22 protein-coding genes are annotated in these 23,477 nt (G+C 60.4%); 10 read left to right on the forward strand and 12 right to left on the reverse strand.

Translation table 11 applies throughout. From position 1 onward, the window contains the following. The first annotated feature begins 87 nt into the window (after window positions 1-87). Genes C7H10_RS07030 through C7H10_RS07050 form a run of 5 tightly spaced genes read left to right on the forward strand, consistent with a single transcriptional unit; the run spans window position 88 to window position 8,536 of the window. On the forward strand, window positions 88-1,329 hold the full coding sequence (locus tag C7H10_RS07030; RefSeq protein ID WP_106694298.1) for an efflux RND transporter periplasmic adaptor subunit: 1,242 nt from the start codon (window positions 88-90) through the stop codon (window positions 1,327-1,329). Further along, window positions 1,326-4,484 carry an efflux RND transporter permease subunit gene (locus tag C7H10_RS07035; RefSeq protein WP_106694299.1) on the forward strand — a complete coding sequence of 1,053 codons (3,159 nt, stop codon included), beginning with the start codon at window positions 1,326-1,328 and terminating at the stop codon, window positions 4,482-4,484. Before C7H10_RS07030 ends, C7H10_RS07035 begins: the two co-directional genes overlap by 4 nt. Before the next feature lie 39 nt (window positions 4,485-4,523). Next, window positions 4,524-5,174 carry an ABC transporter ATP-binding protein gene (locus C7H10_RS07040; protein WP_106694513.1) on the forward strand — a complete coding sequence of 217 codons (651 nt, stop codon included), beginning with the start codon at window positions 4,524-4,526 and terminating at the stop codon, window positions 5,172-5,174. Window positions 5,175-5,180: 6 nt separating this feature from the next. After that, entirely contained in the window at window positions 5,181-7,439 is a 2,259-nt protein-coding gene (locus C7H10_RS07045; protein ID WP_106694300.1) for an FtsX-like permease family protein, read from the forward strand. Next, window positions 7,436-8,536, forward strand: a complete 1,101-nt coding sequence (locus C7H10_RS07050) for a lipocalin-like domain-containing protein (RefSeq protein WP_106694301.1) — start codon at window positions 7,436-7,438, stop codon at window positions 8,534-8,536. The genes C7H10_RS07045 and C7H10_RS07050 overlap by 4 nt, the downstream gene beginning before the upstream one ends. A gap of 4 nt (window positions 8,537-8,540) precedes the next feature. Here C7H10_RS07050 and C7H10_RS07055 read toward each other — a convergent pair whose 3' ends face one another. The 7 genes from C7H10_RS07055 to C7H10_RS07085 all read right to left on the reverse strand — a co-directional run bounded on the left by C7H10_RS07055 (window position 8,541) and on the right by C7H10_RS07085 (window position 14,497). Next, window positions 8,541-9,461 carry a flagellar motor protein MotB gene (locus C7H10_RS07055; protein WP_061331200.1) on the reverse strand — a complete coding sequence of 307 codons (921 nt, stop codon included), beginning with the start codon at window positions 9,459-9,461 and terminating at the stop codon, window positions 8,541-8,543. A 2-nt stretch (window positions 9,462-9,463) separates the two neighbouring features. Beyond that, entirely contained in the window at window positions 9,464-10,240 is a 777-nt protein-coding gene (gene pomA / locus C7H10_RS07060) for a flagellar motor protein PomA (RefSeq protein ID WP_061331199.1), read from the reverse strand. A 63-nt stretch (window positions 10,241-10,303) separates the two neighbouring features. Next, window positions 10,304-10,726, reverse strand: a complete 423-nt coding sequence (locus C7H10_RS07065; protein WP_061331198.1) for a YkvA family protein — start codon at window positions 10,724-10,726, stop codon at window positions 10,304-10,306. Window positions 10,727-10,782: 56 nt separating this feature from the next. Beyond that, entirely contained in the window at window positions 10,783-11,040 is a 258-nt protein-coding gene (locus C7H10_RS07070) for a TIGR03643 family protein (protein WP_106694302.1), read from the reverse strand. Between the two features lie 9 nt (window positions 11,041-11,049). Beyond that, window positions 11,050-12,693 carry a phytoene desaturase family protein gene (locus C7H10_RS07075; RefSeq protein ID WP_244178210.1) on the reverse strand — a complete coding sequence of 548 codons (1,644 nt, stop codon included), beginning with the start codon at window positions 12,691-12,693 and terminating at the stop codon, window positions 11,050-11,052. Further along, window positions 12,687-13,175, reverse strand: a complete 489-nt coding sequence (locus tag C7H10_RS07080; RefSeq protein WP_061331195.1) for a DUF6231 family protein — start codon at window positions 13,173-13,175, stop codon at window positions 12,687-12,689. Before C7H10_RS07080 ends, C7H10_RS07075 begins: the two co-directional genes overlap by 7 nt. Beyond that, window positions 13,172-14,497 carry a DASH family cryptochrome gene (locus C7H10_RS07085; RefSeq protein WP_106694304.1) on the reverse strand — a complete coding sequence of 442 codons (1,326 nt, stop codon included), beginning with the start codon at window positions 14,495-14,497 and terminating at the stop codon, window positions 13,172-13,174. The genes C7H10_RS07080 and C7H10_RS07085 overlap by 4 nt, the downstream gene beginning before the upstream one ends. A 153-nt stretch (window positions 14,498-14,650) precedes the next feature. Here C7H10_RS07085 and C7H10_RS07090 point away from each other — a divergent pair, with 153 nt between their 5' ends. Continuing rightward, entirely contained in the window at window positions 14,651-15,763 is a 1,113-nt protein-coding gene (locus tag C7H10_RS07090) for an S-(hydroxymethyl)glutathione dehydrogenase/class III alcohol dehydrogenase (RefSeq protein ID WP_106694305.1), read from the forward strand. An 80-nt stretch (window positions 15,764-15,843) separates the two neighbouring features. On the opposite strand, the gene C7H10_RS07095 is transcribed toward C7H10_RS07090, so the two are convergent. Next, window positions 15,844-16,527, reverse strand: coding sequence for a type 1 glutamine amidotransferase domain-containing protein (locus C7H10_RS07095; RefSeq protein WP_106694306.1), 684 nt, complete (start codon window positions 16,525-16,527; stop codon window positions 15,844-15,846). Between the two features lie 174 nt (window positions 16,528-16,701). On the opposite strand from C7H10_RS07095, the gene C7H10_RS07100 reads away from it, so the two are divergent. The 3 genes from C7H10_RS07100 (at window position 16,702) to C7H10_RS07110 (ending at window position 19,606) form a co-directional block, all read left to right on the forward strand. Beyond that, window positions 16,702-17,469: a substrate-binding periplasmic protein gene (locus tag C7H10_RS07100; protein ID WP_106694307.1), complete on the forward strand. Its 768-nt coding sequence runs from the start codon at window positions 16,702-16,704 to the stop codon at window positions 17,467-17,469. Then, window positions 17,466-18,848, forward strand: coding sequence for a ribonuclease J (locus C7H10_RS07105; RefSeq protein WP_106694308.1), 1,383 nt, complete (start codon window positions 17,466-17,468; stop codon window positions 18,846-18,848). Before C7H10_RS07100 ends, C7H10_RS07105 begins: the two co-directional genes overlap by 4 nt. 71 nt (window positions 18,849-18,919) lie before the next feature. After that, window positions 18,920-19,606, forward strand: a complete 687-nt coding sequence (locus C7H10_RS07110) for a cytochrome b/b6 domain-containing protein (RefSeq protein ID WP_106694309.1) — start codon at window positions 18,920-18,922, stop codon at window positions 19,604-19,606. A gap of 14 nt (window positions 19,607-19,620) precedes the next feature. On the opposite strand, the gene C7H10_RS07115 is transcribed toward C7H10_RS07110, so the two are convergent. Then, window positions 19,621-20,085, reverse strand: coding sequence for a c-type cytochrome (locus tag C7H10_RS07115; RefSeq protein WP_106694310.1), 465 nt, complete (start codon window positions 20,083-20,085; stop codon window positions 19,621-19,623). A 137-nt stretch (window positions 20,086-20,222) separates the two neighbouring features. On the opposite strand from C7H10_RS07115, the gene C7H10_RS07120 reads away from it, so the two are divergent. Beyond that, complete coding sequence (locus C7H10_RS07120; RefSeq protein WP_106694311.1) at window positions 20,223-20,651, forward strand: hotdog fold thioesterase; 429 nt, start codon at window positions 20,223-20,225, stop codon at window positions 20,649-20,651. Here the strand turns inward: C7H10_RS07120 and C7H10_RS07125 are convergent. Genes C7H10_RS07125 through C7H10_RS07135 form a run of 3 tightly spaced genes read right to left on the reverse strand, consistent with a single transcriptional unit; the run spans window position 20,632 to window position 23,414 of the window. Further along, complete coding sequence (locus C7H10_RS07125) at window positions 20,632-21,393, reverse strand: ABC transporter permease family protein (protein WP_106694312.1); 762 nt, start codon at window positions 21,391-21,393, stop codon at window positions 20,632-20,634. The genes C7H10_RS07120 and C7H10_RS07125 overlap by 20 nt on opposite strands. After that, window positions 21,383-22,309: a metal ABC transporter solute-binding protein, Zn/Mn family gene (locus C7H10_RS07130; RefSeq protein WP_244178212.1), complete on the reverse strand. Its 927-nt coding sequence runs from the start codon at window positions 22,307-22,309 to the stop codon at window positions 21,383-21,385. The genes C7H10_RS07125 and C7H10_RS07130 overlap by 11 nt, the downstream gene beginning before the upstream one ends. Continuing rightward, window positions 22,299-23,414, reverse strand: a complete 1,116-nt coding sequence (locus C7H10_RS07135; protein WP_244178213.1) for a porin family protein — start codon at window positions 23,412-23,414, stop codon at window positions 22,299-22,301. Before C7H10_RS07135 ends, C7H10_RS07130 begins: the two co-directional genes overlap by 11 nt. Window positions 23,415-23,477: the final 63 nt, after the last annotated feature.

The raw sequence follows: 23,477 nt of genomic DNA on the forward strand, positions 1-23,477 counted from the left end.
CCTGTTAACAATCCGAATACGGTAACGGGTTGTATAGTAACTTTGCGCGAAAGCGCGACTCAACCATCCTGAGCGTAGACACTACCCATGTACAAACGTTTTGTTCCTCTCCTGATTCTGGCCGCGGGTATTGCGGGCTTCATTGTGCTCAAGGCAACGCGCCCCGAGCCTGCCCAAGTGGCCGCCACCGAACGTAGCTGGCGGGTAGAGGTTCAGGTCGTGGCTCCAGCTACCGGGGTGCCTGTGTTGCCGTTGTACGGTGAAGTGGTGGCGCCTGACCAGCAAACGGTGGCTGCCACCATGGCTGGCCGCATTGCCGAGCGCCCGGCAGCGGAGGGTGCCCGGGTGAGCCGTGGTGACCTTTTGCTGGCCCTGGACGAAGCAGACATTGAGCCGGCTCTGGCCCAGGCGCGGGCTCAGGTTCAGGATTTGCAGGCCCAGATCCGCTCGGAGCAGGTTCGCCATCGGAACGACCAGCGCGCCCTGGAAAGTGAGCAGGCCATTGCGGACAACGCCCGCCGCCAGTTCGAACGGATTGAAGCCCTGGTGGGTCGGAACCTGGCTTCCCGGGAGAACCTGGAAACGGCAACCGACGCCCTGGCCCGGGCGGAACTGACGGTCAGTACCCGGGCGCGGGCCATCGAAGAGCACCCGGCCCGGTTGCAAAGCCTGCAAGCCAGATTACTGCAAGCCACCGCTAACCTGACGGCCACAGAACGGGACGGTGACAGGGCCCGCGTCGTCGCGCCCTTTGATGGTGTGGTCACCAACGTGCAGGTGGCGGTGGGTGATCAGGTATCCCGCAATCAGTCGCTGTTGTCGATTTATCCGCTGGCCGGGCTCGAAGTGCGCGCCAGGGTGCCGGAAGTCTTCCAGCGGGAATTGATCGGGGCGCTGGAGCGGGGTGACACCCTCAACGCCTACAGCCGCAACCGGGAGCATCGGTTCACGTTAACCCGCTTTGCCGGGATTGCTGACCCCGCAGGCACCGAAGCGGTGTTGACGCTCGCCGGGGCGCCGGCGGGCTTGAGGCCGGGTGCGCTGCTGCCGCTGACCCTTGAGCGGCCTGCCCGGGAACAGGCGGTGGAGGTGCCATTCAGTGCCCTGTACGGCGCCGATAGCATCTATCTGATGACCGACGATCAGCGTATGCAGCGGGTGCAGGTGGAGCGCATCGGCGAGGCGATAGCCAGTAACGGCGAGCGTCGTTTGCTGATCGCCGGCGAGCAGTTCACACCAGGTGCCCGCCTGATCATTACCCACCTCCCCAATGCCATGACCGGCCTGAAAGTTGAAGTGGCCGGTGACAACGGGGAGTCGTCAGAGTGAGGCGCAGGAAAGGCATTATCGGTTTCTTCGTCCACCACCGGGTAGCCGGCAATCTGGTTATGCTGGTGATGATTCTTGGTGGTGTGCTGGCCCTGAGCCGGATGAACATCCAGTTCTTTCCTACCTTTGCGTTGGATGTGGTCAGTGTGCGGGTGGTCTGGAGCGGTGCGTCTGCCGAGGACGTCGAACGGGGGATCACGGACCCTCTGGAGCAACGGCTCCGAAGTGTCGATGGCCTGAAGAAAATGACGTCTACCTCCGCTCAGGGCATCTCTTCCATCACCCTGGAATTCCATGAGGGCACCGATCCGATTCAGGCGGTGGACGACGTGCGCCAGCAGGTGGACGAGTTCAATAACCTGCCGGCTGACGCTGAAGAACCGCAGGTAGCCCGCATCGAACGTTATGAGCCGGTAGCCCGCCTGTTGATCTATGGCGACGTGGACCGCAGTGAACTGCGCAATCTGGTTTACCGGTTTGAAGACGAGCTGTTGGACCGGGGCATTGACCGCATCGCTATCCGTGGTTTACCGGAGCAGCAGATCAGTATCGATGTGCCGGCGGAACGGCTGGAAACCCTCGGTCTCTCGCTTGAACAGATTGCCGACCGGGTAGCCTCCCTGTCACGGGATTTGCCAGCGGGTATGATGGCGCAGCAGGACGCTACCCGGGAACTTCGCTCCATCGAGCAACGGCGCAGCCCGCAGGCCTTTGAAACCGTTCCGGTGCTCAGTGGTGACCGGGTGCGGATGCAGCTGGGCGATATCGCTATCATCCGCCAGGAAGCCCGTGACAACCAGACGGTGATGGAGAACCATGGCGTGCCTGCGGTGGAACTACAGCTGCAGCGCTCGGAAAACGGCAACTCTCTGGCCGCCGCCAAGGTGCTGGAAATTTGGCTGGAAGACACCCGGCCGGTGCTGCCGGATTCCATCAAAATGGAAGTGTATGACGAAACCTGGCAGCTGTTGCAGGATCGTATCTCCCTGTTGGTCAACAACGGCCTGGGTGGTCTGGTGCTGGTGGTGGGGTTGCTGTACCTGTTCCTGCCGGGGCGCGTGGCCATGTGGGTGGCGATCGGAATTCCCACCGCCTTTCTGGCCGCGCTGGCGGTGCTCTGGCTGATTGGTGGCTCCATCAACATGATTTCACTGTTTGCCCTGATCATGGCGCTGGGGGTGATTGTGGATGACGCCATCGTGGTGGGCGAGGATGCCGATGCCCATGCGCGGATGGGCGAGGAATCCATTTATGCCTCCGAGGGTGCCGCCAAGCGCATGGTTTGGCCGGTGCTGGCATCGTCTCTGACCACGGTGGCGGCGTTTATGCCGTTGCTGGTGGTGGGTGGCGTGATTGGTAACATTCTGGGGGACATTCCCCTGGTAATGATCTGCGTGCTCATTGCTTCGCTGGTGGAGTGCTTCATCGTGCTGCCGGCGCACTTGCGCCATGCCTTCAAGCGTAAAACTGAAAGGGAGGGCCAACCGGCGCCTGCCAAGCGGCAGCCAAACCCGGTTACCCGCCTACGCAATGGCTTTGAACGTCGTTTTGATGCCTTTCGCGATGGCCCGTTCCGGCGATTTTCCCGCTACAGCCTGAAGCATCGCGGCGTGACGGTGGCCAGCGCTCTGGCCCTGGCAATCTTCACCGTCGGTCTGCTGGCTGGCGGTCGTCTGGGCTTCAATTTTTTCCCGACACCGGAGCCCTCGGTGTTCTATGCCAACGCCAGTTTTGTCGCCGGTACCGATAAACGCGAGGTGGCGGATTTCATGCGCGAGATGCAGCGCGCGCTGAATGAAACAGGGCAGGCGCTGGGCGGTAACCTGATTCTCCATGCGGTGACCACCTACGGCGCTACCCAGGGAGCCGAGGGCAGTTCCCGCAACGACGATGAGTTGGGCTCGATGCTGGTGGAACTGGTGCCGTCGGATCGGCGCGACGTCCGTAACCCGGAGTTCATTGAGCAATGGCGCAAGCGCCTTCCGTTACCCGCAGGGCTGGATTCGCTCAACATCAGTGAGCGCCAGTCCGGACCGCCGGGGCGGGATGTGAACATTCGCCTGACCGGCGACAGCGCCGATAACCTCAAACGCGCGGCCGACGAAGTGGCCCAGGCTCTCAGTACCCTGCCGGGAGTGCTGGATGTGGAAGACGACATGCCCTGGGGCCGGGAGCAGTTGATCTATCAGGTTAGCCCCTATGGTGAAGCCCTGGGCCTGACCACCGTGGATCTCGGGCGTCAGCTGCGGGCAGCCTTTGATGGCCGTATTGCCCAGATCTATCAGGACGGCCGTGACGAGATCGAAGTGCGGGTTCAGCTACCTCGCGATCAGCGGGAGCGGTATTCGACACTGGAGCAAATGACGGTGCGTATTCCGGATGGCCGGTTCGTGCCGTTGACCCAGGTAATGAACCTGGACCACCGTCAGGGCTTCCAGGCTCTGCGCCATGCCGACGGCAAACTGGCTGTGGAGGTGACCTCTGCCCTGAATACCCGGGTGGCCACCACCGATCAGGTACTGGAAAGCCTGCAGGCCGGCGCCCTGCCGGACATCGCAAGTCGGTACGGCGTGCGTTACAGCTTTGAGGGGCGGTCCGCTGATCAGCGGGAAACCATGGACGACATGAAAACCGGGTTACTGATCGGAGTGGCGCTGATGTATGTGGTGCTGGCCTGGGTGTTTGCCTCCTGGAGCCTGCCGGTGATCGTGATGGCGATCATTCCCTTTGCCCTGGTGGGTGCCTTGTTGGGCCACTGGTTGATGGGACTGCAGTTGACCATTCTTTCGTTGTTCGGGCTGTTTGGTTTATCCGGTATTGTGGTCAACAACGCGATTATTCTGGTGTCGTTCTATAACCAGCAGCGTCAGAAAGGACTGGGTATTACCGATGCCCTCAATGAAGCAGCCGTGCAGCGGGTTCGAGCGGTACTGTTGACCTCCCTCACCACCATTGGTGGCTTGCTGCCGCTGTTGTTTGAAACCTCCCTGCAGGCGCAGTTCCTGATACCCATGGCGACGTCCATTGCCTTTGGCCTTGGCCTGTCCACATTCCTGGTGTTGCTGGTGATACCGGCGCTGTTATCTTGGCTGGAGCAGTTCCGGGAATGGCGTGCGCAGCGCCACGGCGAAACACCGGAACCTCTGCAGGGTTGAACGTTGGGGGGCGAATTGGCCAACGGGGAGAACGTTAAGGTGCACAGTGCAGTAAACGTCAGCGGCTTACGTAAAACCTTCGGCCAGGGCGATTCGGCCGTTGCCGTGTTGTCTGGCCTGGGCTTTGCTCTGCCTGCCGGCAGTTCGTTGGCCCTGATGGGGCGTTCCGGCTCTGGCAAGTCCACCTTGCTGAATATTCTGTGTGGGCTGGAGCAAGCGGATGCCGGCACCGTGACGTTGTTTGGCGCGGACGGCCGGACCGCTGACTGGCCATGCCTGCGCCGCGAGCGGATCGGTGTAGTGTTTCAGGAAGCCAACCTGATGCCCACCTTGTCGCTGCTGGATAACGTGCGCTTTCGCGCTGCATTGGCCGGCCAGCCGGAAACCCGTTGCCAGCATTGGCTGGAGGTGCTTGATATCGGGGAGCTCGGCCAACGGTTTCCGGACCAGGTGTCTGGCGGCCAACGCCAGCGGGCGGCGCTGGCCATGGCCTTCGCCATGGCGCCGGATCTGATTCTGGCAGACGAACCCACCGGCAGTCTGGACCGCAACACGGCCAACGAGGTGGCTGATGAGCTGTTCAGGCTCCAGGCCGAAACCGGTTGCAGCCTGATTCTCGCTACCCATGACGCGGAGCTGGCGGCCCGCTGCCAGCAAACGCTGGACCTTGGCCATCGGTCCGGGGGCTGATCGCCCATGACGGTGTTTACCGCCCTGTTCAGCCACTATCGCCGGCACCCCTGGCAGGGCACCGCGCTGGCCCTTCTGATGCTGCTGGCCACCGCCTTGTGGACCGGTATTCACCACCTCACCAGCCAGGCCCGCGACAGCCTCGGCCAGAGTGAACGGCTGGTGGAGGTGCGTGAACAGGTGCAGCGAGTTGATGGCGCAGCGCTCACGGTGGAGGATTTTGTCTTGCTTCGCCGCCAGGGCCTGTGCGTGATGCCCTGGCTGGAAGTCTTGCCGGAGGGGCAGTCCCGCCGGGTGATTGGCGTCGACCCTCTGGCGGCTCTGTGTTTTCAGGGCCAGGCTGATGTTGCCAGCTTCGATGGCCAGCCACTGGTCGGCCAGCCGTTTCTGGATATCGCCGACGCAGCTGCTCTAACGGCCGCCGAACAGCAGCTGTTCCTGATCCTGGCGGCGGGCGAGGGTCCTTTGCCTTCGGCCTATCGCACGGCCCCTTTCGCTTTGTCACCGGATACCGGTCAGCTGGGTGACAGTTTCCTGCTGAACCTGGATGCCTTGAGTGTGCTGGTGTTGCTGATTACCGGGTTGCTCCTGCGCAGTGTCTATCTATTGTCGCTGTCCCAGCGCCGGGACAGTTTCGCGCTCCTGGCCCGCTTAGGGGTGTCCGGTCGGCGGGTGCGCGGGCATCTGCTATTGGAGCTTCTTTGTCTTGCCGCTCTCACCCTGATACCCGGTATCTGGCTCGGTCAGGCGCTGGCCTCGGTACTGGAAGGTGGCTTCACCAATGTCATGGAAGGGCTGTTTGATAGCCGTCAGTTAGCGACCGGCGGCAACCACTGGCGGGTGCCCGCATTGGTGATGACCGTGCTGCTGCTCGCCGTGGCTATGGTGGATTGGCTGATGCCGATGGTTGCCCGCGCCACGCCGGGCAACCGCCTGCGGCCCGCAGCGGCCACATTGTTGGTGTTGGTTGGCCTGGCTGGTGTGTGGCTGGCCAATGCCTTGTGGCTGTTGTTTGTGGCACTGGCACTGGTGTTAGCCGGTATCGGGTGGTTAATGCCACGTGGCCTGTCGTTGTTGTCTGGTGCAGGTGTGCGTGCCAGCGCGCAGCCGGGTTGGCGCTGGTGGTGGGCCGAGTTTGGCGTGTTGTGCCGGCGGCTGGCGTTGCCCCTGGTGGCGTTACAGTTCTCCCTGGCTATGGTGTTGGCCGTGCAGGCTTTGGTGATTACCTTTGAAGACACCTTTGATCGCTGGTTGAGCCAGCGATTGTCGGCGGATGTCTACGTGCAGGTGCCCGAAGGCGCGGACAGCGCACTGGCTGCTAACTGGCTGACGGAGCATCTTCCAAGCGCAGACGAAGGGCTTTGGCACCATGTCCAGCGCGGCTCGGGCCGCTTCCGGCATGGGCAAGCCTGGCAGGATGTGGATATCTTTGCCGTGACACCGGTTGGCCCATTGATGACCGGCTGGGGCCTGCTTGAGCAGACATCACAGCCCTGGCAGACACTGGCATCTGGTGCCGGTGTGATGGTAAACGAGCAGCTCGCCTACCGCCTGGGATTGTCCGTGGGCGAAGAGCTGGAGCTGGTGCTGGCGGAGCAGGCCCTTAAGTTACCGGTGCTGGGTATCTACCCGGATTACGGCCGGCCTGCGGGGGAAGTGCTGATTGCAGGGCAAATTCTGCCGGCGGACTTTGAGGTGACCTTCGAGAGCTTCTCGATCTCCCCGGCCAGTGTCCCTATTGAAACCATCACTGACGCGTTGCGGGCACTCTGGGCCGAGCCGGCATTGACCATCCGGGACAATCGTGCCATTCAGGATCTGGCCAACCGGGTGTTCGAGCAGACCTTTATGCTGACCCGTGCCATGACGGTGCTGACCCTGGCCCTGGCGGCGGTTGCCCTGTTACTGATGGGCTGGGTATTTCTGTCCACCCGCCTGTGGTACTTCAGGCTGCTGGAAGTCTGGGGTATGACTAAAGCAGAAATCTTCCGGAAACTCCTGCTGTTGGCGCTGGCAGTGACCCTGAGTGCAGCGGCGCTGGCTTTACCGTTGGGTGTTGGTCTGACCTGGGTGCTGGTGCAGCACATCAACCCCCTGGCCTTCGGCTGGTCACTGCCGATGGCTGTCTATCCGGTTTTCTGGTTGGAATTGCTGGCCCTGGCGTTGCTCATCGGCGGCTGTATTGCCTTGCTGATGCGCCGGCAGTTGGGGCGCCCTGCGGTTCGGCCATCAGTGACCGGTAGCGTGACGGGAGAAGAGCGATGAGGCTTCGTTGGCTGACCATGATGCTTGTCTACGGGCTGCTTGCAGGGTGCAGCGAGCCGGGCACAGACGCGGGTTTTGCCGGTCTGGGCGGAACGGCCGGCCCTGACGACGGATTTGAGCAGCCGGGACCGGGCACGGAACTGGTTTTCCCCCGGGACTTCGGCCCTCATCCGGCCCATCGCATCGAATGGTGGTACCTCACCGCGAACCTGGAAACGGACACCGGCGAACCACTGGGTCTGCAATGGACCCAGTTCCGCCAGGCCATCGAGTCCCGGGATGATGAATCCCCGTCACCGGAGCCCTCGGGCTGGCCACTGCAGGCGGCCTGGATGGCCCATGCCGCCGTCAGCTACCGGGAGCAGCATTGGTTCGGTGAACGGCTGGCCCGGGGTTATCTGGGCCAGGCGGGTGCCACTGCCGAGCCCTTCCAGGTCTGGCTCGACCACTGGCAACTGACCACGGGTGAGTCGCCGGACCAGTGGCTGGTACAGGTCAGTCATGGGCAGCCCGATACGGAGGACTACTGGGCGTTTGACCTTGAACTGACCGTGCGCGGTGCGCCGGTGGCTCACGGGGTTGACGGGTTTAGTGCCAAGTCGGCCAGCGGTGAAGGGTCCATGTATTTCAGCCTGGTGGACATCGAGGTGACCGGACAGGTGAGGTTAGGGCGTGAAACGCTGCCGGTAAGGGGCAAGGCCTGGTTCGACCGGGAGTGGAGTAGCCAGTTTCTGAAAGCGGGCCAGCAGGGCTGGGACTGGTTTGCCCTGCACCTGGACTCCGGCGACAAACTGATGGCATTCCAGCTTCGGGAGCAGCAAGATCATTTCCGCTCTGGCACCTGGATACCGGCGGGTGGTGAGCCGATTGCCCTGGCTCCGGGCCAGTTGCAGTTGGAACCGGGCACCGGCGCGGAGCCTGTGCCCACCCGGTGGCGCTTGGCGGTGCCGGACCATGATATTGATCTGACGCTGTCGGCTCCACCAGGTAACTACACCAATGATGGTTTGTATCCCTACTGGGAAAGCCCGGTAACGGTGACTGGCAGTCACGAAGGGGTGGGGTATATGGAGCTCACGGGCTATTCCGAGCCGTAGCGCTTTACCAGACCAGGTCGCCGGATGGTGAAGCCTGCTCAGACCGCAGATCAATGATTGCTTCCTGGCTTTGCTGCTCGGCTTCAATCAGCTCCCGCAGCCGGATTTCCTGTTCTTCCAGGGGGCCGGACAGATCAATGATGATTTCCACGCGCCGGTTCTTGGCCCGGTTGTCTGCGGTGGTGTTTGCGACCCGGGGGCGGGTATCGGCCAGGCCGGTTACTCGCAGGCGCTCGGGCGACACCTGATCCCGCGCCAGCAGCACATTCGCCACGGCGGCTGCCCGGGCCGCTGACAGGTCCCAGTTGCTGAAGAATCTTTCCGTGCGGATCGGGATGTTGTCGGTGTGGCCTTCCACCGCCAGATCGCCGGGCATGTCGGCCAGTACCTCTGCCATGTCAAGCAGCAAGCCCTCGAATTCCCAGGTCAGCTGAGCAGACCCGGACGGGAACGAGCCCTTCTCTTCGACCCGGATTACAATTCGGCGCTGGTCTTCCGAGACATTAATGCGCCCGTCCATAATCGCCGGCTCCAGCACTTCCAGGATCTCTGCCAGGTTGGCATCCATCTGTTCCTGAATAGCGTCCTGCACCGCCTGCTCGGTGGGGTCGTTAAGTGTCTGCAGTTGTGGCTGCTGATCGGTGGTGGTCTGGCGTATTTCATTGACCACGGTCGGCTCCGGCGGTGCCGGTGAGAACTTGTCGAAGATCGGGCTGGTGCCCATGGGGATTTCGAGGGCCGGAATTTCGCGCTGAACACCGAAGGCTTTGGACAGTTCACCGGCAATCTGCTTGAACTTCTGGGCGTCGATTTCGGAGAACGACAGCAGTAACACGAAGAAGCACATCAGCAACGACATCAGGTCGGCAAAGGTGACCACCCAGGCCGGTATCGCGCGCTTTTCCTCTTCCGGTAACTCGTCCATGGTTAGTCGCTTGCCGTCTCCGCTTCACCGTTCTTTGCGCGTTCTTTCGGGGGCAGGTAAGAAGACAGCATCTGTTCAATGATTCGGGGGTTGGTGCCTTCCTGTATGGCCACCAGCGCATCAATGTAGAGGGACTGCATACGGGCTTCTTCGGTCATTCGCAGCGACAGTTTGTCGGCGATGGGCGTGGCAATCATGGTGGCGATCATGGCGCCGTAAAGCGTGGTGAGGAGCGCCACCGCCATGGCCGGGCCTATGGATTTCGGGTCTTCCATGTTCGACAGCATCTGCACCAGGCCGATCAAGGTACCGATCATACCCATGGCCGGCGCCACATCAGCCAGGGCGTTGAACACCTTGGCCCCGGAACGGTTGTGGTCCAGGGTCATCAACCGCTCTTTGTTAAGCAGTTGCTTGATGGTGTTGGCGTCCTGGCCATCCACCAGCATCTGAATGCCCTGGGCCAGAAACGGCGAGCTGACGTCCCGGCCCTCAAGCCCCAGAACACCCTGTTTGCGGGCAATCTGGGCGACTTCAACCAGCTCGTCTATGCTGGCCTGGGTTTCCGGTAGCTTGAACTTGAACGCCCGGGCAGCCACCTTGAAGGCATCAAGAAACTGGAAAAAGCTGAATTTGGCTAGAACCACCAGCAGGCTGCCGCCCACTACAATCAGTAGTGACGCCGGGTTTAAAAATACCTCGGGAGACACGCCCAGTATCACCGCCGATGCGATAAGCATGATGGCGCCGACCAGGCCGATCAGGGTGGCAAAATCCACGGTTACTCCGTTAACTGCTGGGGGTTGAAGTCAGGGGGCGAGAGAATACCCTTTGATTATTCCTTAATCAATTGTCACCGTGGTGACATCGTCGGATTCCCGGTGTTCTTTCCAGGCGGCGTAGCGATGCAGGTCTGATTCCACCAGTTTCAGGCACAGCGCCACTACGCCGGCGTCGTCCAGAAAGCCGATGCCGAAAATGATGTCCGGAATCAGATCGATGGGGTTCAGCACATACAACAGCGCGCCGGCGATGGCGGCAATGCTTTTCCAGGGAATGGCCCGGTAATCGCCCCGCCAGTAATCCCGTATCAGGGAAAACATCAGCCGCACGTCGGTGGCGAACCGTTGCAGCCGGCCACTGCCCCGAACCTTTTCCTCAATGGCTTTCTGCCGTTCCAGCAGCGGCTTCAGGTCTTCCTTGGCGACCTTATCTGCTTCCTGTTTCAGTTGCGTTGCTGCTGCTCTTTCAGAGAACAATGCCATAGCTGTGCTCAATGGTTATCCGATGACTGTAACGGTAACGAAAGTCGTCCATGTCGTCATCTGTGTTTGTACTGGGTCGGGCAGTAAGCCCGCAAAACACCCTCCGCTCTCAACCGGGCATGCTTTGTGTTACGCCCGCTGACACGCTTGCGCCAAAGCCGGAAGCTGCCTGCTTTCAGCTCCCGACGCATTAGCCTGATGACTTCTTTCTCCGGCAGCCCAAAGCAGGCTTCGATGGCCTCAAAGGGTGTGCGGTCTTCCCAGGCCATTTCGATAACCCGAGACACGTCTTCAGGTGTCAGTGTGGAGCTCATCGCAGCACCTCAGCCCACAAAGATCCGTTTGGCCAGGCCTGCGCCTTTCAGACCTCGGATCGCCAGGGTGGTCACCAGCCCGCCAATCATCGCGCCCACCACACCGCAGGTGAGTATGTCCTGCCCGGTCAGGTACAGGCCGGGGATGTCGGTTTTCGACCGCAGCCAGCGTTGTTCAAAGCGTTCCGGTGTGTGGTCCAGGCCATAGAGTTCGCCTTGCTCGTAACGGCAGAACCAGGCAGTCGACAGCGGTGTGGAGGTTTCCACATAGTCCACCTTGCCCCGGAGCTGGGGCAGCTTCTCATACATCACCTCCAGCAACTGGTCGGTGATCCGGGCTTTCACTGCCTCGTAATCATCACCTCGTTTGCCCCAGGTGGAGCCCTGCCAGGGCTCGAACATCTCCCAGGTGGTGGGCGCCACAATCTCGATGGTGGACGTGCCCGGCCAGCGATTCTGGTAATCCGGGTCTTTGGCCGCCGGGAACGAGATGTAGACCACGGGGAAAGGCGCGTTATGGGGATCACTAAGGAACCGCTCCACATTGCCATCGTGGTCTGCGCTCGGGTAAATCCAGAAGTTGGTGCGGGGCAGGCCGAGCTGGTCGGGCGTGCCTTTCAGACCGATGTAAAGACCGATATGTGGCATGGACGGCTTGATGTGTTCCCGATTGCCGGGATAGCCAATGCGGTCAGCGATGGACTCGGGCAGCAGTCGTTCGAAGGTATTGATCACCCCCGCATTGCTGATCACCAGTGGGGCGCGGATGTCATGGCCGTCGGCCATACGCACGCCAACGGCCTTGCCCTTCTCGATCAGGATATCCTTCACGTCGGCGTAGGTGAGCACATCGCCACCGCCGGCCTGAATCACCGGGATGATGGTTTTGGCAATTTCCGAGGCGCCGCCCACCGGGTAGAAGCCACCATACAGGTAATGCTTGGCGATCAGCGCGTGCACCATAAAGCTGGAATGTTTGGGCGTCACGCCGCAATCGCCCCACTGGCCGGTGATGGCGCCAATCAGCTCCTGGTTGTCGGTCAGGTCGCTTAACACCTCGTAGGTGGTCCGGTTAAAGCAGTCCGGGAGGACGGTTTTCAGGCCCCGGGAAACCAGCGGGCCGGCCAGGGCCGGGGACAGTTTGGACAGGGTGTACCACTGCATGCCGTCGGCAACTTTTCCGAGCAGGGCCAGGTAGCGATCGATGGCTTCGCTTTCGTTTGGGAACGAGGCCAACAGGGAATGCCGCAGGCCCTCCTTGCCGGCCCGAAGGTTGACGACCTTGTCGCCCAGGAAGAAACGGTCGTAGTTCTCGTCCATGGGCGCCCATTCGAGCTTGCCATCGGTGATGTAATCGAACAGCCGGCGGCCAAGAGTATGGCGGGCGCCCATGTCACCAATGTAGTGCACACCCACGTCCCATTCATAGCCGTTGCGGGCATAGCTGTGGGTATAGCCGCCCGCGGTGTAATGCTGTTCCAGAACCAGCACCTTGTAGCCGGCCTTGGACAGGCAGGCGGCGGTGGTCAGGCCGCCAATACCAGAGCCGATCACCAGGGCGTCATAAGGGCCTTTCAAACGGCTGGCCCGATAGCGGGTGCCGATACGGATGGAGCTGGGTGTCAGTGTTTTTGAGGTTGTTTTCTTTACCACCACGATTTTCCCCACATGTGCGGATTGGCCCAGTTATCGGGATTGTTCCAGGCCCGTTTATGGTTGTAAGTATCCAGATTGTAGGTGTAAAGCGTGAGTGCGCCGTTCTCGGTTTCCAGCTCTGCGTGGCGCTGGAAACCCAAAGCGATGAAATCGGTAAAGCCCCAATCGGAGGACTGGGGCATAACGACGGCAATCTGGTGGGCGCCGTAGTTCCTCAGCTGGCCCAGTAACAGGGCGCCTTCTTCATAGGGAAGGTGCTCAAGGGTGTCGGTGATCAGGGCCAGATCCGGTGTCTGGGCCGGTGGCAGGTGGGCGTTTGGGTCTTTGGTGTCCAGAGTCAGTAACTGGCACCCTGCCTGCTGCTTCCAGACTGCTGCAACGTCGTTGGCGGTGCTTCCGCAAGAAAGCAGGGTTTGGGGTTGGCTGGTGTCGATGATTCGTGCCAGAACCTTGGCCGGGCTGTCCGCTGATGTGCTCATAGAATGGGCCAGTCTGCTGCGTCCACGGTATGCAGGCCCACCGGTTGTGAAGACCTGCCCTGCCATCGCTCAACGAAGGCTCCATCAGGATCGTATTGTTGCGCCTGCTTGTCCAGATTGAATTGCCGCAAGCCTCGCGGGTCTGCGCCCACGCCGGCCAGGTACTGCCAGTTGCCGTAGTTGCTGGCGACATCGTAATCTACCAGCTGCTGTTCAAACCAGGCTGCGCCGTAGCGCCAGTCCAGTTCCAGTTCGTGCACGAAGCAACTGGCGACCAATTGCCTGGCCCGGTTGCTCATGTAGCCGGTTTCGCGCAGTTGGTTCATGGCGGCGTTGACGATGGGATACTGGGTGTTTCCTTCACACCAGGCCTTAAAACGATGGCCATAGAAGGTCACCTGCCGATGCTTGCGTTGCACACCATCCCGGCGGAACAGGTGGCTGCCGTGTTTGAGCGCGTACCAGTAGAAGTATTCGCGCCAGAGCAGTTCGAACCAGAGCCAGTAGGTGGAATCGTTACGGGTGTGCTGGCGTTCGTAATCTTCGATGGTGGCAGCCACCTCCCGAGCTGACAGGCTGCCATTGGCCAGCCAGGGGGAAAACTTGGAGGACGAGTCCCAGTCATCCAGGGCGTTGCGGGTTTCCTTGTAGGTGGCAATGCCGTGGTTGCCAAAGCAATACTCTTGCAGGCGCGCCAGCCCGGCAGTCTCTCCGCCTGTAAACGTCAGCGCCGATGAGGGCTCTGGGATAGGCGGGCATTCACCCCGGTTGTCTTCCGGGAACCCGGGCGGCGGTGGCAGGGCGGTCAGCGTGCGAATACGCAGAAGATCGGGGCCCCGTTCGCCCTGCTTCTCGATCCGCTTGCGGAACTGGGAAAAGGTTCCGGGCAGCTCGCTGAGAGGCATAGGCAGCGAGCCTTCCGTATACAGGCTCAGTGTTTCGAACTCCTGAAACAGGGTGTTTGGCAGCTTCTGTTGAAGCGTCTGCCACTGTTGCGCTTCGATGGTGCCGGGCTGGCGTGAGCGAATAATGCGATCAACGGAATGCTGGTGAACCAGCCCAGGGAGTGCCTGCTCCGGTTCTCCGAAGGCAATGTGCAGCCGCTGGCCCAGGGCCCGCAGGCTGCGCTCCAGGTCGGTCAGGCTTTGCCACAGAAACCGCCATCGATGCTCACCCATCGCCCGGCACTGGAATGGCCCGTTGGCAAACCACCGGGGATCCACCACGTACACGCACAGCAACATGTCAGAGCGGGCCGCTGCCAGTAGCGCTGCGTTATCGTGCATTCGCAGGTCGCGGGTAAACCAGTAAAGCGTTTTCAAAGTATTAAACCTTCTGAAAAAGTTACCGGAACATACGTCAGTAATTGCCCGGAGGATTGGCGTCTGTTTCAGGCCTTGAGGGCACTGACGTGCTAAAGTCCAAGGTTAATGCTGGCAGGCAATTCGACTCAACCGGATACCAGGAGATTGAAAGTGATTAAATCCCGCGCGGCTGTAGCCTTTGAGGCTAACAAGCCACTGGAAATTGTGGAAGTGGATGTGGCGCCGCCTCAAGAGGGCGAAGTGCTGGTGAAGATTGTCGCCACCGGTGTGTGCCATACCGATGCCTACACTCTGTCTGGTGCCGACCCGGAGGGCCTGTTCCCGACGATTCTGGGCCATGAAGGTGGGGGCATTGTGGAAGCGGTTGGCCCGGGCGTGAAAGACCTGAAGGTAGGTGACCATGTCATCCCTCTGTACACCGCTGAGTGTGGCGAGTGTAAGTTCTGTACCTCTGGCAAGACCAACCTGTGCGGTGCGGTGCGGGCGACCCAGGGCAAAGGCGTGATGCCGGATGGTACTTCCCGTTTCTCGTACAACGGCCAGCCTCTGTACCACTACATGGGCTGCTCTACCTTCTCCGAATACACCGTGCTGCCGGAAATTTCCCTGGCCAAGATTCCCAAAGAAGCACCTCTGGAAAAGGTGTGCCTGCTGGGTTGTGGTGTCACCACCGGTATCGGTGCGGTGATGAACACCGCAAAGGTGGAAGAGGGTGCCACTGTGGCCATCTTCGGCCTGGGGGGAATTGGCCTGGCAGCGATCATCGGCGCCACCATGGCCAAGGCCAGCCGAATCATCGCCATCGACATCAACCCTGGCAAGTTTGATATCGCCAGGCAGCTGGGTGCCACCGACGTGGTCAACCCCAACGACTACGACAAGCCGATTCAGGAAGTCATTGTCGAGATGACCGACGGCGGTGTGGACTATTCCTTCGAATGCATCGGTAACGTCAAGGTGATGCGTGCAGCCCTGGAATGCTGCCACAAGGGCTGGGGTGAGTCGGTGATTATCGGCGTGGCCGGTGCCGGTGAAGAAATCAGCACCCGCCCGTTCCAGCTGGTGACAGGCCGGGTGTGGCGTGGCTCCGCGTTTGGTGGCGTGAAGGGCCGTACCGAACTGCCGTCCTTCGTGGAGAAGGCCGAGAAGGGTGAGATTCCGCTGGATGTATTCATCACCCATGAAATGCCGCTGGAAGACATCAACAAGGCGTTCGACCTGATGCACGAAGGCAAGAGCATCCGTACGGTGATTCACTTCTGATCAGGGTTGCACCCAGGTCAGAACGTTAAAGGGGAGGCCGCCGGCCTCCCCTTTGTTTTTTCGGTCATGGACTCAGCCTGTTAGCTGGCCTGTAACGCCTGCACCACGGCCTTGGCGGTGCCCTCGGAAGAGGCCGGGTTTTGCCCGGTGATCAACTTGCCGTCCACCACAATGTGCGGTGCCCAGTCATCGCCACGGGTATAGCGGGCGTTGTTCTGCTTGAGCATGTCTTCCAGCAGAAACGGCACGATGTTGGTGAGCTGAACGGCGTCTTCTTCGGTATTACTGAAACCGGTGACTTCCCGGCCGCCTACGATGTTCTGATCCGGCTTGACGAACACGTTCTTGAAAACCGCCGGGGCGTGGCAAACAGCGCCAATCACCTTGTCCTGCTCGTAGGCCGTCTTGATCAGGGCGATGGACTTTTGATCCTCTGCCAGATCCCACAGCGGGCCGTGGCCACCGGGGTAGAAAATGGCATCGAACTGGTTCATGTCCACATCCGCCAGCTTTTTCGTGCTGGCGAGCATTTCACGGGCGTGAGTGTCGTCCATGAAGCGGCGGGTGGATTCAGTGAGGGCGTCTTCGGCTTCACTGTTGGGGTCTACCGGCGGCTGACCGCCTTTAGGGGACGCGAGGGTAATGTCGGCGCCTGCGTCCTTGAAGACGTAAAACGGTGACGTGAACTCTTCCAGCCAGAAGCCTGTCTTGTGGCCGGTATCGCCCATTTGGTCATGGGAAGTCAGTACCATCAGTATCTTCATTGTGGTCGATCCTTGTGTCGGAGTTGAGAAACGAGTTTGATGTGCCTTACCCCGAGACCTTGTGGCGGGATGGCGATATTTCAACAGGGATTACGGTTACAGGTAGGTTATGGATGCTGCGGCCTACTATACTGTCATCGTTTTACACTCATTTGACCATGGATTGAGGCCGAAATGGACGTGAGAAACACACCGCTGTGGCTGGCATCTATACTGCTAGCGTTCTCCTTGTCAGCACAGGCGCAGCAGGGCACGGAAACCGTCGAACCACTCACGGTCACCGTCGGGGTGAACCATTCTCCGCCCTACCGAATACTGGACGCCGGCCATAAAGGTGGCCTCTATCTGGAGATTTTCGAGGAAATTGCCGATCGCCTTGGTTGGCAGGTGAAGTACCGGGAGGCGCCGTTTCGGCGTGTTCTGCTGATGCTGCAAAGAGGGGAAGTGGATGTAATGCTGGGGCCGCTGAGAACCGACGGTCGCGAGGACTACATGACCTTCGTTGCCCCCGCTTTCCCGCCGGAGCGCCGTCTTTTCTTCTATCTGGATGACGACCACCGGATCACCCGCTACAACGATCTTTACGGAAGAACGGTTGGCGTCCTGGATGGCGCCACCTACTTCAGCCGGTTTGATCGCGACAGGGATCTGATCAAAGAATCGGCACCGCACTACGAGAACCTGATGCTGATGATGGAAAAAGGCCGGGTGGATGTGGTGATCGCTCCGGAACTTGTAGGCCTGTACACCATCAGTCGATTGCAACTCCCGGCGCAGGTATCTCCGTTTTTTGTGCCGGGCGAACGTTCCTGGATTGCGGTGTCGGATAAATCGCCTGCGCTAAAATATGCTGACGACATTCGCGCGGCCCTGAAGCTGATCGAACGTGAAGGTATCAAGGAAAATCTTGTGTTGAAGTACCTGGAACAACCCGCTCAATGACCCCTGACCACAACGATTTATGGTTTTTGCCCCTTGGCGGCACGGGTGAAATCGGTATGAACCTGAACCTCTACGGCCACGATGGCCAGTGGTTGATGGTGGACTGCGGGGTGACCTTCCCCAAGCCGGGCCGTATCGCGGCCGATGGCACCGTGCACCATCGTGGTGAGCCACCGGTGCAGATGGCAGACCCGGCGTTTATCGCCGACCGGCGGGACAAACTGGCGGGGTTGATCATTACCCATGCCCACGAAGATCACATCGGCGCCGTGCCCTATCTCTGGCCACTGCTGCAGTGCCCCGTCTACACCAGCCGATTTACCGCTGAAATCCTGCGCCGAAAGCTGGCGGAGTTTGATCTGTTGCATCGGGTACCGATCATCGAGGTGGACACCGGAGAGCGCCGGCAGATCGGCACGTTCAATGTGCAGTGGCTGGCACTCACCCACTCGATTCCCGACCCCAATGCCCTGATGATCCGCACCCGGATTGGCAACATTTTCCACAGCGGTGACTGGAAGCTGGATGATAATCCGTTGGTTGGTCACGGTTACACCACATCCACGTTTACCGATCTGGCGGAAGAGGGTGTGGCCGCCATGGTCTGTGATTCCACCAACGCCACCGTGCAGGGCCACTCGGTGTCCGAGGCGGCGCTGCACGAAGGCCTGCGGGACCTGATTGCGGTGGCCGAGGGGCGGGTGATTGTCACCTGCTTTGGCAGTAATATTGCGCGCCTGCATACGCTGGCCAGTATTGCCCGGGAAACAGGCCGCTACATGGGATTGCTGGGCCGCTCTTTGGTAAACATGAGTGGTGCGGCCAAGGCTACGGGGCTTTGGCCGGGCTCAGACAAACTGATCAGCCCCGCCCATCTGGGCTACCTGCCGCGCCATGAGGTACTGGGTGTGGCCACCGGCAGCCAGGGTGAACCTCGAACCGCGTTGCGGCGCCTTGCCCAGGGCAGCCACCCGGATTTTGAGCTGGAAGCCGGTGACACGGTGATTTTCAGTGCCCGGGCAATACCCGGCAATGAAGAAGCCATCGAGGCGCTGATCAGCCAGCTGCGCAAACTGGGGGTGATTGTGATTACCGCCGAAGACGCGGGCGTGCCCATTCATGCCTCAGGCCATCCGGCCCAGGATGAACTCAAGGCGATGTATCGCTGGGTTCAGCCCCGCATTGCCATTCCTGTTCACGGTGAGGCTGAACACATGGACGTGCATGCCGACCTTGCGAAAGGTGCAGGCGTGCCCAGGGCCATGGTTGGCCGAAATGGCGACCTGTTCATGGTGCGGCCAGTACCGGGCATTCGGCGTCAGGTTGTCGAAACCGGACGGTTGGGGTGGCAGAAGCAGGAGTTGGTCAGAGTGTACTGAGGGTTACAAGGAACTTAGTAAGCTTATGATGGTCTATGTCGCCAATCCGTGAGTGACGCAAGGGAATGAAGATGACCACTATTCGATTATGGGATCTACCGGTCCGGCTGTTTCACTGGTTGTTGGTGTTGGCGGTGATTGGCGCCATCGTGACCACCAAGCTCGGTGGCAGCTGGATGGCGTGGCATGAGCGATTTGGCTTGCTGGTTGTGGGCTTGCTGGCCTTTCGTATCGTCTGGGGCTTTCTGGGTTCCAGTTACGCCAGGTTTACCCGTTTTGTACGCGGCCCCGGCGCTATCATGGCCTATCTCAAAGGCCGGTGGCAGGGCGTGGGCCACAACCCGCTGGGTGCTTTATCGGTTCTGGCCCTGATCGGCCTGTTCGGTTTTCAGGCCGTGACTGGGTTGTTCGCCAATGACGAAATCGCCTTCTACGGCCCTCTGTACCCGCTGGTGTCGTCAGATCTGAGCGGCACCCTGAGTGGCTGGCACCGGCAAACCGAATGGTATCTGTATGGCCTGGTGGCCCTGCATGTGGCAGCGGTGATGTTCTACACCCACGTCAAGAAAGACAATCTGGTGGAACCGATGATCACCGGCAGGAAAGTGGTCCCACAAGGGCAGGCTGAGGATGCTAAAGGCGGGGGTGCGATCGCATTCGTGGTGTCTCTGGTGCTTGCACTGGCGGTGGTGTGGGTGGCCAGCGGTGAGCTTGTATCACCACCGCCGGCACCCGCACCCCAGGATCTGGGTTGGTAGGTTAACCGCGCTGATCAGTCGGCGCGGAAGTTGTCGTGGCAGGCCTTGCAGGTTTGCCCGACAGCGCTGAACTGGCGCGCCAATGCACCACGGTCACCAGTGGCAGCCACTTCCCGCAGTTTGTTGGCTTCACGAACAAAGTTGGTGCCGACTTCCCGGACTTTATCCGTTTGCTGGAAAAACTCAGGCTTCAGGCGAGTGTTTTCCGCCTTGTCCATGGCTGAATCCGGGCTGTACAGAGCGCCCATGCCGGAGTTGGCAACGGCGGCAATGGCATTGGCTGCGGCTTTCATCTGGTCAGCATTGAATTCAACGTCGCCATCAACCGCCTGGGCCTTGATCTTGCCCATGTTCCAGGACATGAACTGGTAACCCGCTTGGCGTGCTTTGATCTGGTCCTCCACGCTCAACTGGGCAACCGCTGGTATGGCAAACGAAGCAGCGAGTATAGCGGCGGTAATAACACCGGTTTTTTTCATCTCAGGTCCCTCTCTTTTAGTCTGATTGGTTAGGTTACCAAAATGCTCTATAAAGGCATGGTTATGAGCATGCTACCTGTATAGACTCATTGCAGACAGTTATAACAGACCAAAGTTCAATCTGGAGAATTCCGCATATGGCGATCTGGACAGTAACCCCGAACCTGGAACACATGGCTGAGGCAAGTAAAAACACCGCCGTCAGCCACATGGGTATTGAATACCTCGAGATTGGTGACGATTACGTGAAGGGCCGCATGCCGGTGGACCAGCGTACGGTTCAGCCATTTGGCATCCTGCACGGCGGTTCCTCGGTGTTGCTGGCGGAAACCCTGGGCAGCATGGCGGCCAATTGCTGCCTGAAAGACAAGAACACCGTGGCGGTGGGGCTGGATATCAACGCCAACCACATTCGCCCGGTGACCGGCGGCTGGGTATACGGCACGGCCCGCGCCCAGCACATCGGCAGCACCACCCAGGTTTGGGAAATCCGCCTGGAGAACGAGCAAGGCAAGCTGACCTGCATTTCCAGGCTGACGATGGCGGTTACCAAGCGTCCCGGTTGATGGGTTTGCGCGCCAGCACCGCCGCACTGGCACAGGTGGCCATGGCAGCGATAACCACGGTTGGCCCGGTTGGCAGATCCTGCCAGGCCGAGATCAGAAGCCCCAGACTGTGGCCCGCCAGGCACGTCAGTATGGCGAAGACAATGCTGGTGCCCCGCAGGTGTATCAGTAGCAGTGGGGCGGCAATCAATGAGGTGAACACCACGTAGATGCCGGCCAGGTCGACCGTCAGTGTGATGGCGATAGCGAACATTGGCAGGAACAGCCAGCCCCTGTAACTCTGCGGCAGGACGTATTGCCAGACAAGCACGGCCAGTGCCAGCAGCACCATCGGGGCCAGCACCGTGGGTGTGGTCCAGAGCAGATCTCCGTTCAGGGTATGGGCAAGCCGCTGTGCGCCGTGGGGGTCCTGGCTTACCAGCAAGGTGGCCAGGCACGCGCCCAGTGCGTAGAGCAGGCCAATCATGGCTTCACGGTGACGGGTCAGATACCGTAAAACCAGGCTGACCAAGGCAACCGCAAGCAGCGCCAGGGCCAGACTGCTGGCAAGGCTTGCAGTGGAGCCGCTGGCAGGGAGTACCGTACCGACCAGCAAAATGCCCAGCGCCGCCCACTGGGCGATCGCCAGATCCGCAAATACCATACCCCGCTCAAGTACCCGGTTGCCCAGAGGCACCAGGGCGATTGCAGTCAGCGCGCTGGCGGTGAGTGCCGGCCACATCCAGCCCCACTCATTCCACATTCGTTGGCTCCTGATGATTTAACAGGGTGTTGACGATCAGGCTGATCACTTGCGCCAGGTTCTCTTCACCCGGTTGGCCGGTGACGGTGCCAGGTAGCACTATCGCCGGTACGCCGGATTGTGAGGATAACCACCGGGCCGGACGATCATCCTGATAGGAGGCCACCATAATCACGCTGGCGCGAGCCAGGTCCGGGGTGGCCAGCACGTTTCGCAGGTGCGCGCTGCCGGGTGGTAACCCGGGTTTCGGCTCCAGGTCGGCAATAACCTCGATGCCCAGCCAACGCAGCAGGTAATCGAAGGTGGAGTGCTGGGTAACCACACCGGTCCCGGCCAGTTGCCGGGCGGCATGGCGCCAGGACTGGCGCTGCTGATTCCACTCTCCCCGCCACCGAATGTACCTCACTTGAATCTGCGCTTGCTGATCGGGGACCAGGGCAGCCAGTCGTTCGGCGAGGGCATCGGCAACCAGGGGGATGGCGTCCGGAGACAGATGCAGGTGCGGGTCGCCCTCTGGATGGACGTCCCCCATGCTGCGGTCAACGTGCTCATGACTCTGATGCAGAGGAGCATGGTCGGCGGCAAAGAACAGCCCATCGCTACCGGGCTGGATCTTGCGATTGGCCGCCCTTGAGATCAGCGAAGGCAGCCAGCCGGCTTCCAGCGACGCACCCGTGCACACGGCCAGGTCGGCTTTACGCATGGCGGCAATCAGGCTGGGTCTGGCCTCAATGTAGTGCGGGTCTTGCCAGGCGGTGGTCGCGGTGGTGATGGTTGCATCCGGCAGCAACGCCGAGACCAGGCTGGCCCACTCTGGTTCGCAGGCGAACACATTCAGACTGGCGCTGGCCGGCACGCTGGCAAACGCCAGCAGCCAGCCAAACACCCATGCCAGGCGGTTGGGCTTAGAAATCATGGGCACCATGAGCTCCGAAGGTCATCACGTACTGCAGGGTGACGGTGTTGTCGGCGTCATCGAAACCGTGAGCACTCTGGTGCGTGTACTGCAGACGCAGGGTCGAGAAGTGGGACCGGGACCAGGCCAACATCACGTCGGTTTCTTTCAGTTGCTGATCGTGGAAGTGGTCACCGTGGGCTTCCTTGAGATCCACCCGGCCATAGCGGGCACCGACAGACCACTGGGGGGTAAAGCGGTAGACAGCGGAGGTATACCAGCCCTGGTGGTAATCTGAGGAGCGGGCATGTTCGTTCAGTTCGTCCGCGTACAGGTATTCGCCGCTGAGCGTCAGCTGTTGCTGGCGGGTGTTGCCATCAGGCGACCATTTCCAGACCAGGTCGGCGATATAGAGGTTCTCGCCGGTGTAGGCGGCGGCATGGCTGTGGTCGTGATCACCGTGGTCATGATCATGATCGTGATCGCCGTCATGGTCACCCTGAACCTGGCGGTTGTTCAGATAGGACAGCCCGGCCTGCCAGCTTTGTGACACCCCGATGTCGCCACCGAAACGAGTGTTGACAGTGTACACACCAATGTCTTCGTCACCTTCCGTCAGGCGATTGCCGTTGAAAGCCTCCGCCCCGATCTGCCAGAAAAACGGTGTGGGCATCAGCAGGTTGACCCGCAGGCCGTCGTCGAAGTAGTGGCTTCCCAGAAGAGCCCGATAGGCTGCGGGGCGCTCGACAAAGTTGTCTTCATGCATGTGGCGACTGTTCAGGTAGCCAACTTGGGACAGGAAGCGGCCGCCCCGAATGCTCAGGTTCCAGGGCATGCCGGTGGTCTGCAGGTAGGCTTCTTCCAGTGCCACTTCGGTTTCGCCGTGATGTTCTTCCAGGACGGCGGTCAGGCGGCCTGCGAACAGATCATCAATTGGGGCAGACAAAGACAGCTCGGTGTGCCCGAGCCCAAAGCCTTCGTCCCGGTGGGACAGCGCGGTGGCGTTCTGTTTGTAATAACCATCCAGAACCACGCTGATGTCTGGGTTCATTTCATTGGCCTGGGCCGACGCAAATGGCACCAGCAAGGTGGAGAACAGGCCGGCTTGAAGGCGGGTAAAACGCATGTTGAATCCTCGTACTGCTTGCATAGGAAATGGAGTCAGCGCCGGCGATGCGTTAGGCAGCCG

Source organism: Marinobacter shengliensis, assembly GCF_003007715.1.
GTDB classification, from domain to species: domain Bacteria; phylum Pseudomonadota; class Gammaproteobacteria; order Pseudomonadales; family Oleiphilaceae; genus Marinobacter; species Marinobacter shengliensis.

Excerpts from the sequence above, each read along its gene's own strand:
- C7H10_RS07080 (WP_061331195.1), bottom strand. The coding sequence starts at position 13,175 with ATGAGCACATCAGCGGACAGCCCGGCCAAGGTTCTGGCACGAATCATC.
- C7H10_RS07110 (WP_106694309.1), top strand. The coding sequence starts at position 18,920 with ATGACCACTATTCGATTATGGGATCTACCGGTCCGGCTGTTTCACTGG.
- C7H10_RS07055 (WP_061331200.1), bottom strand. The coding sequence starts at position 9,461 with ATGGACGAGTTACCGGAAGAGGAAAAGCGCGCGATACCGGCCTGGGTG.
- C7H10_RS07105 (WP_106694308.1), top strand. The coding sequence starts at position 17,466 with ATGACCCCTGACCACAACGATTTATGGTTTTTGCCCCTTGGCGGCACG.
- C7H10_RS07030 (WP_106694298.1), top strand. The coding sequence starts at position 88 with ATGTACAAACGTTTTGTTCCTCTCCTGATTCTGGCCGCGGGTATTGCG.
- C7H10_RS07045 (WP_106694300.1), top strand. The coding sequence starts at position 5,181 with ATGACGGTGTTTACCGCCCTGTTCAGCCACTATCGCCGGCACCCCTGG.
- C7H10_RS07100 (WP_106694307.1), top strand. The coding sequence starts at position 16,702 with ATGGACGTGAGAAACACACCGCTGTGGCTGGCATCTATACTGCTAGCG.
- C7H10_RS07115 (WP_106694310.1), bottom strand. The coding sequence starts at position 20,085 with ATGAAAAAAACCGGTGTTATTACCGCCGCTATACTCGCTGCTTCGTTT.
- C7H10_RS07095 (WP_106694306.1), bottom strand. The coding sequence starts at position 16,527 with ATGAAGATACTGATGGTACTGACTTCCCATGACCAAATGGGCGATACC.
- C7H10_RS07065 (WP_061331198.1), bottom strand. The coding sequence starts at position 10,726 with ATGGCATTGTTCTCTGAAAGAGCAGCAGCAACGCAACTGAAACAGGAA.
- C7H10_RS07135 (WP_244178213.1), bottom strand. The coding sequence starts at position 23,414 with ATGCGTTTTACCCGCCTTCAAGCCGGCCTGTTCTCCACCTTGCTGGTG.
- C7H10_RS07050 (WP_106694301.1), top strand. The coding sequence starts at position 7,436 with ATGAGGCTTCGTTGGCTGACCATGATGCTTGTCTACGGGCTGCTTGCA.
- C7H10_RS07130 (WP_244178212.1), bottom strand. The coding sequence starts at position 22,309 with ATGATTTCTAAGCCCAACCGCCTGGCATGGGTGTTTGGCTGGCTGCTG.
- C7H10_RS07070 (WP_106694302.1), bottom strand. The coding sequence starts at position 11,040 with ATGAGCTCCACACTGACACCTGAAGACGTGTCTCGGGTTATCGAAATG.
- C7H10_RS07120 (WP_106694311.1), top strand. The coding sequence starts at position 20,223 with ATGGCGATCTGGACAGTAACCCCGAACCTGGAACACATGGCTGAGGCA.
- C7H10_RS07125 (WP_106694312.1), bottom strand. The coding sequence starts at position 21,393 with ATGTGGAATGAGTGGGGCTGGATGTGGCCGGCACTCACCGCCAGCGCG.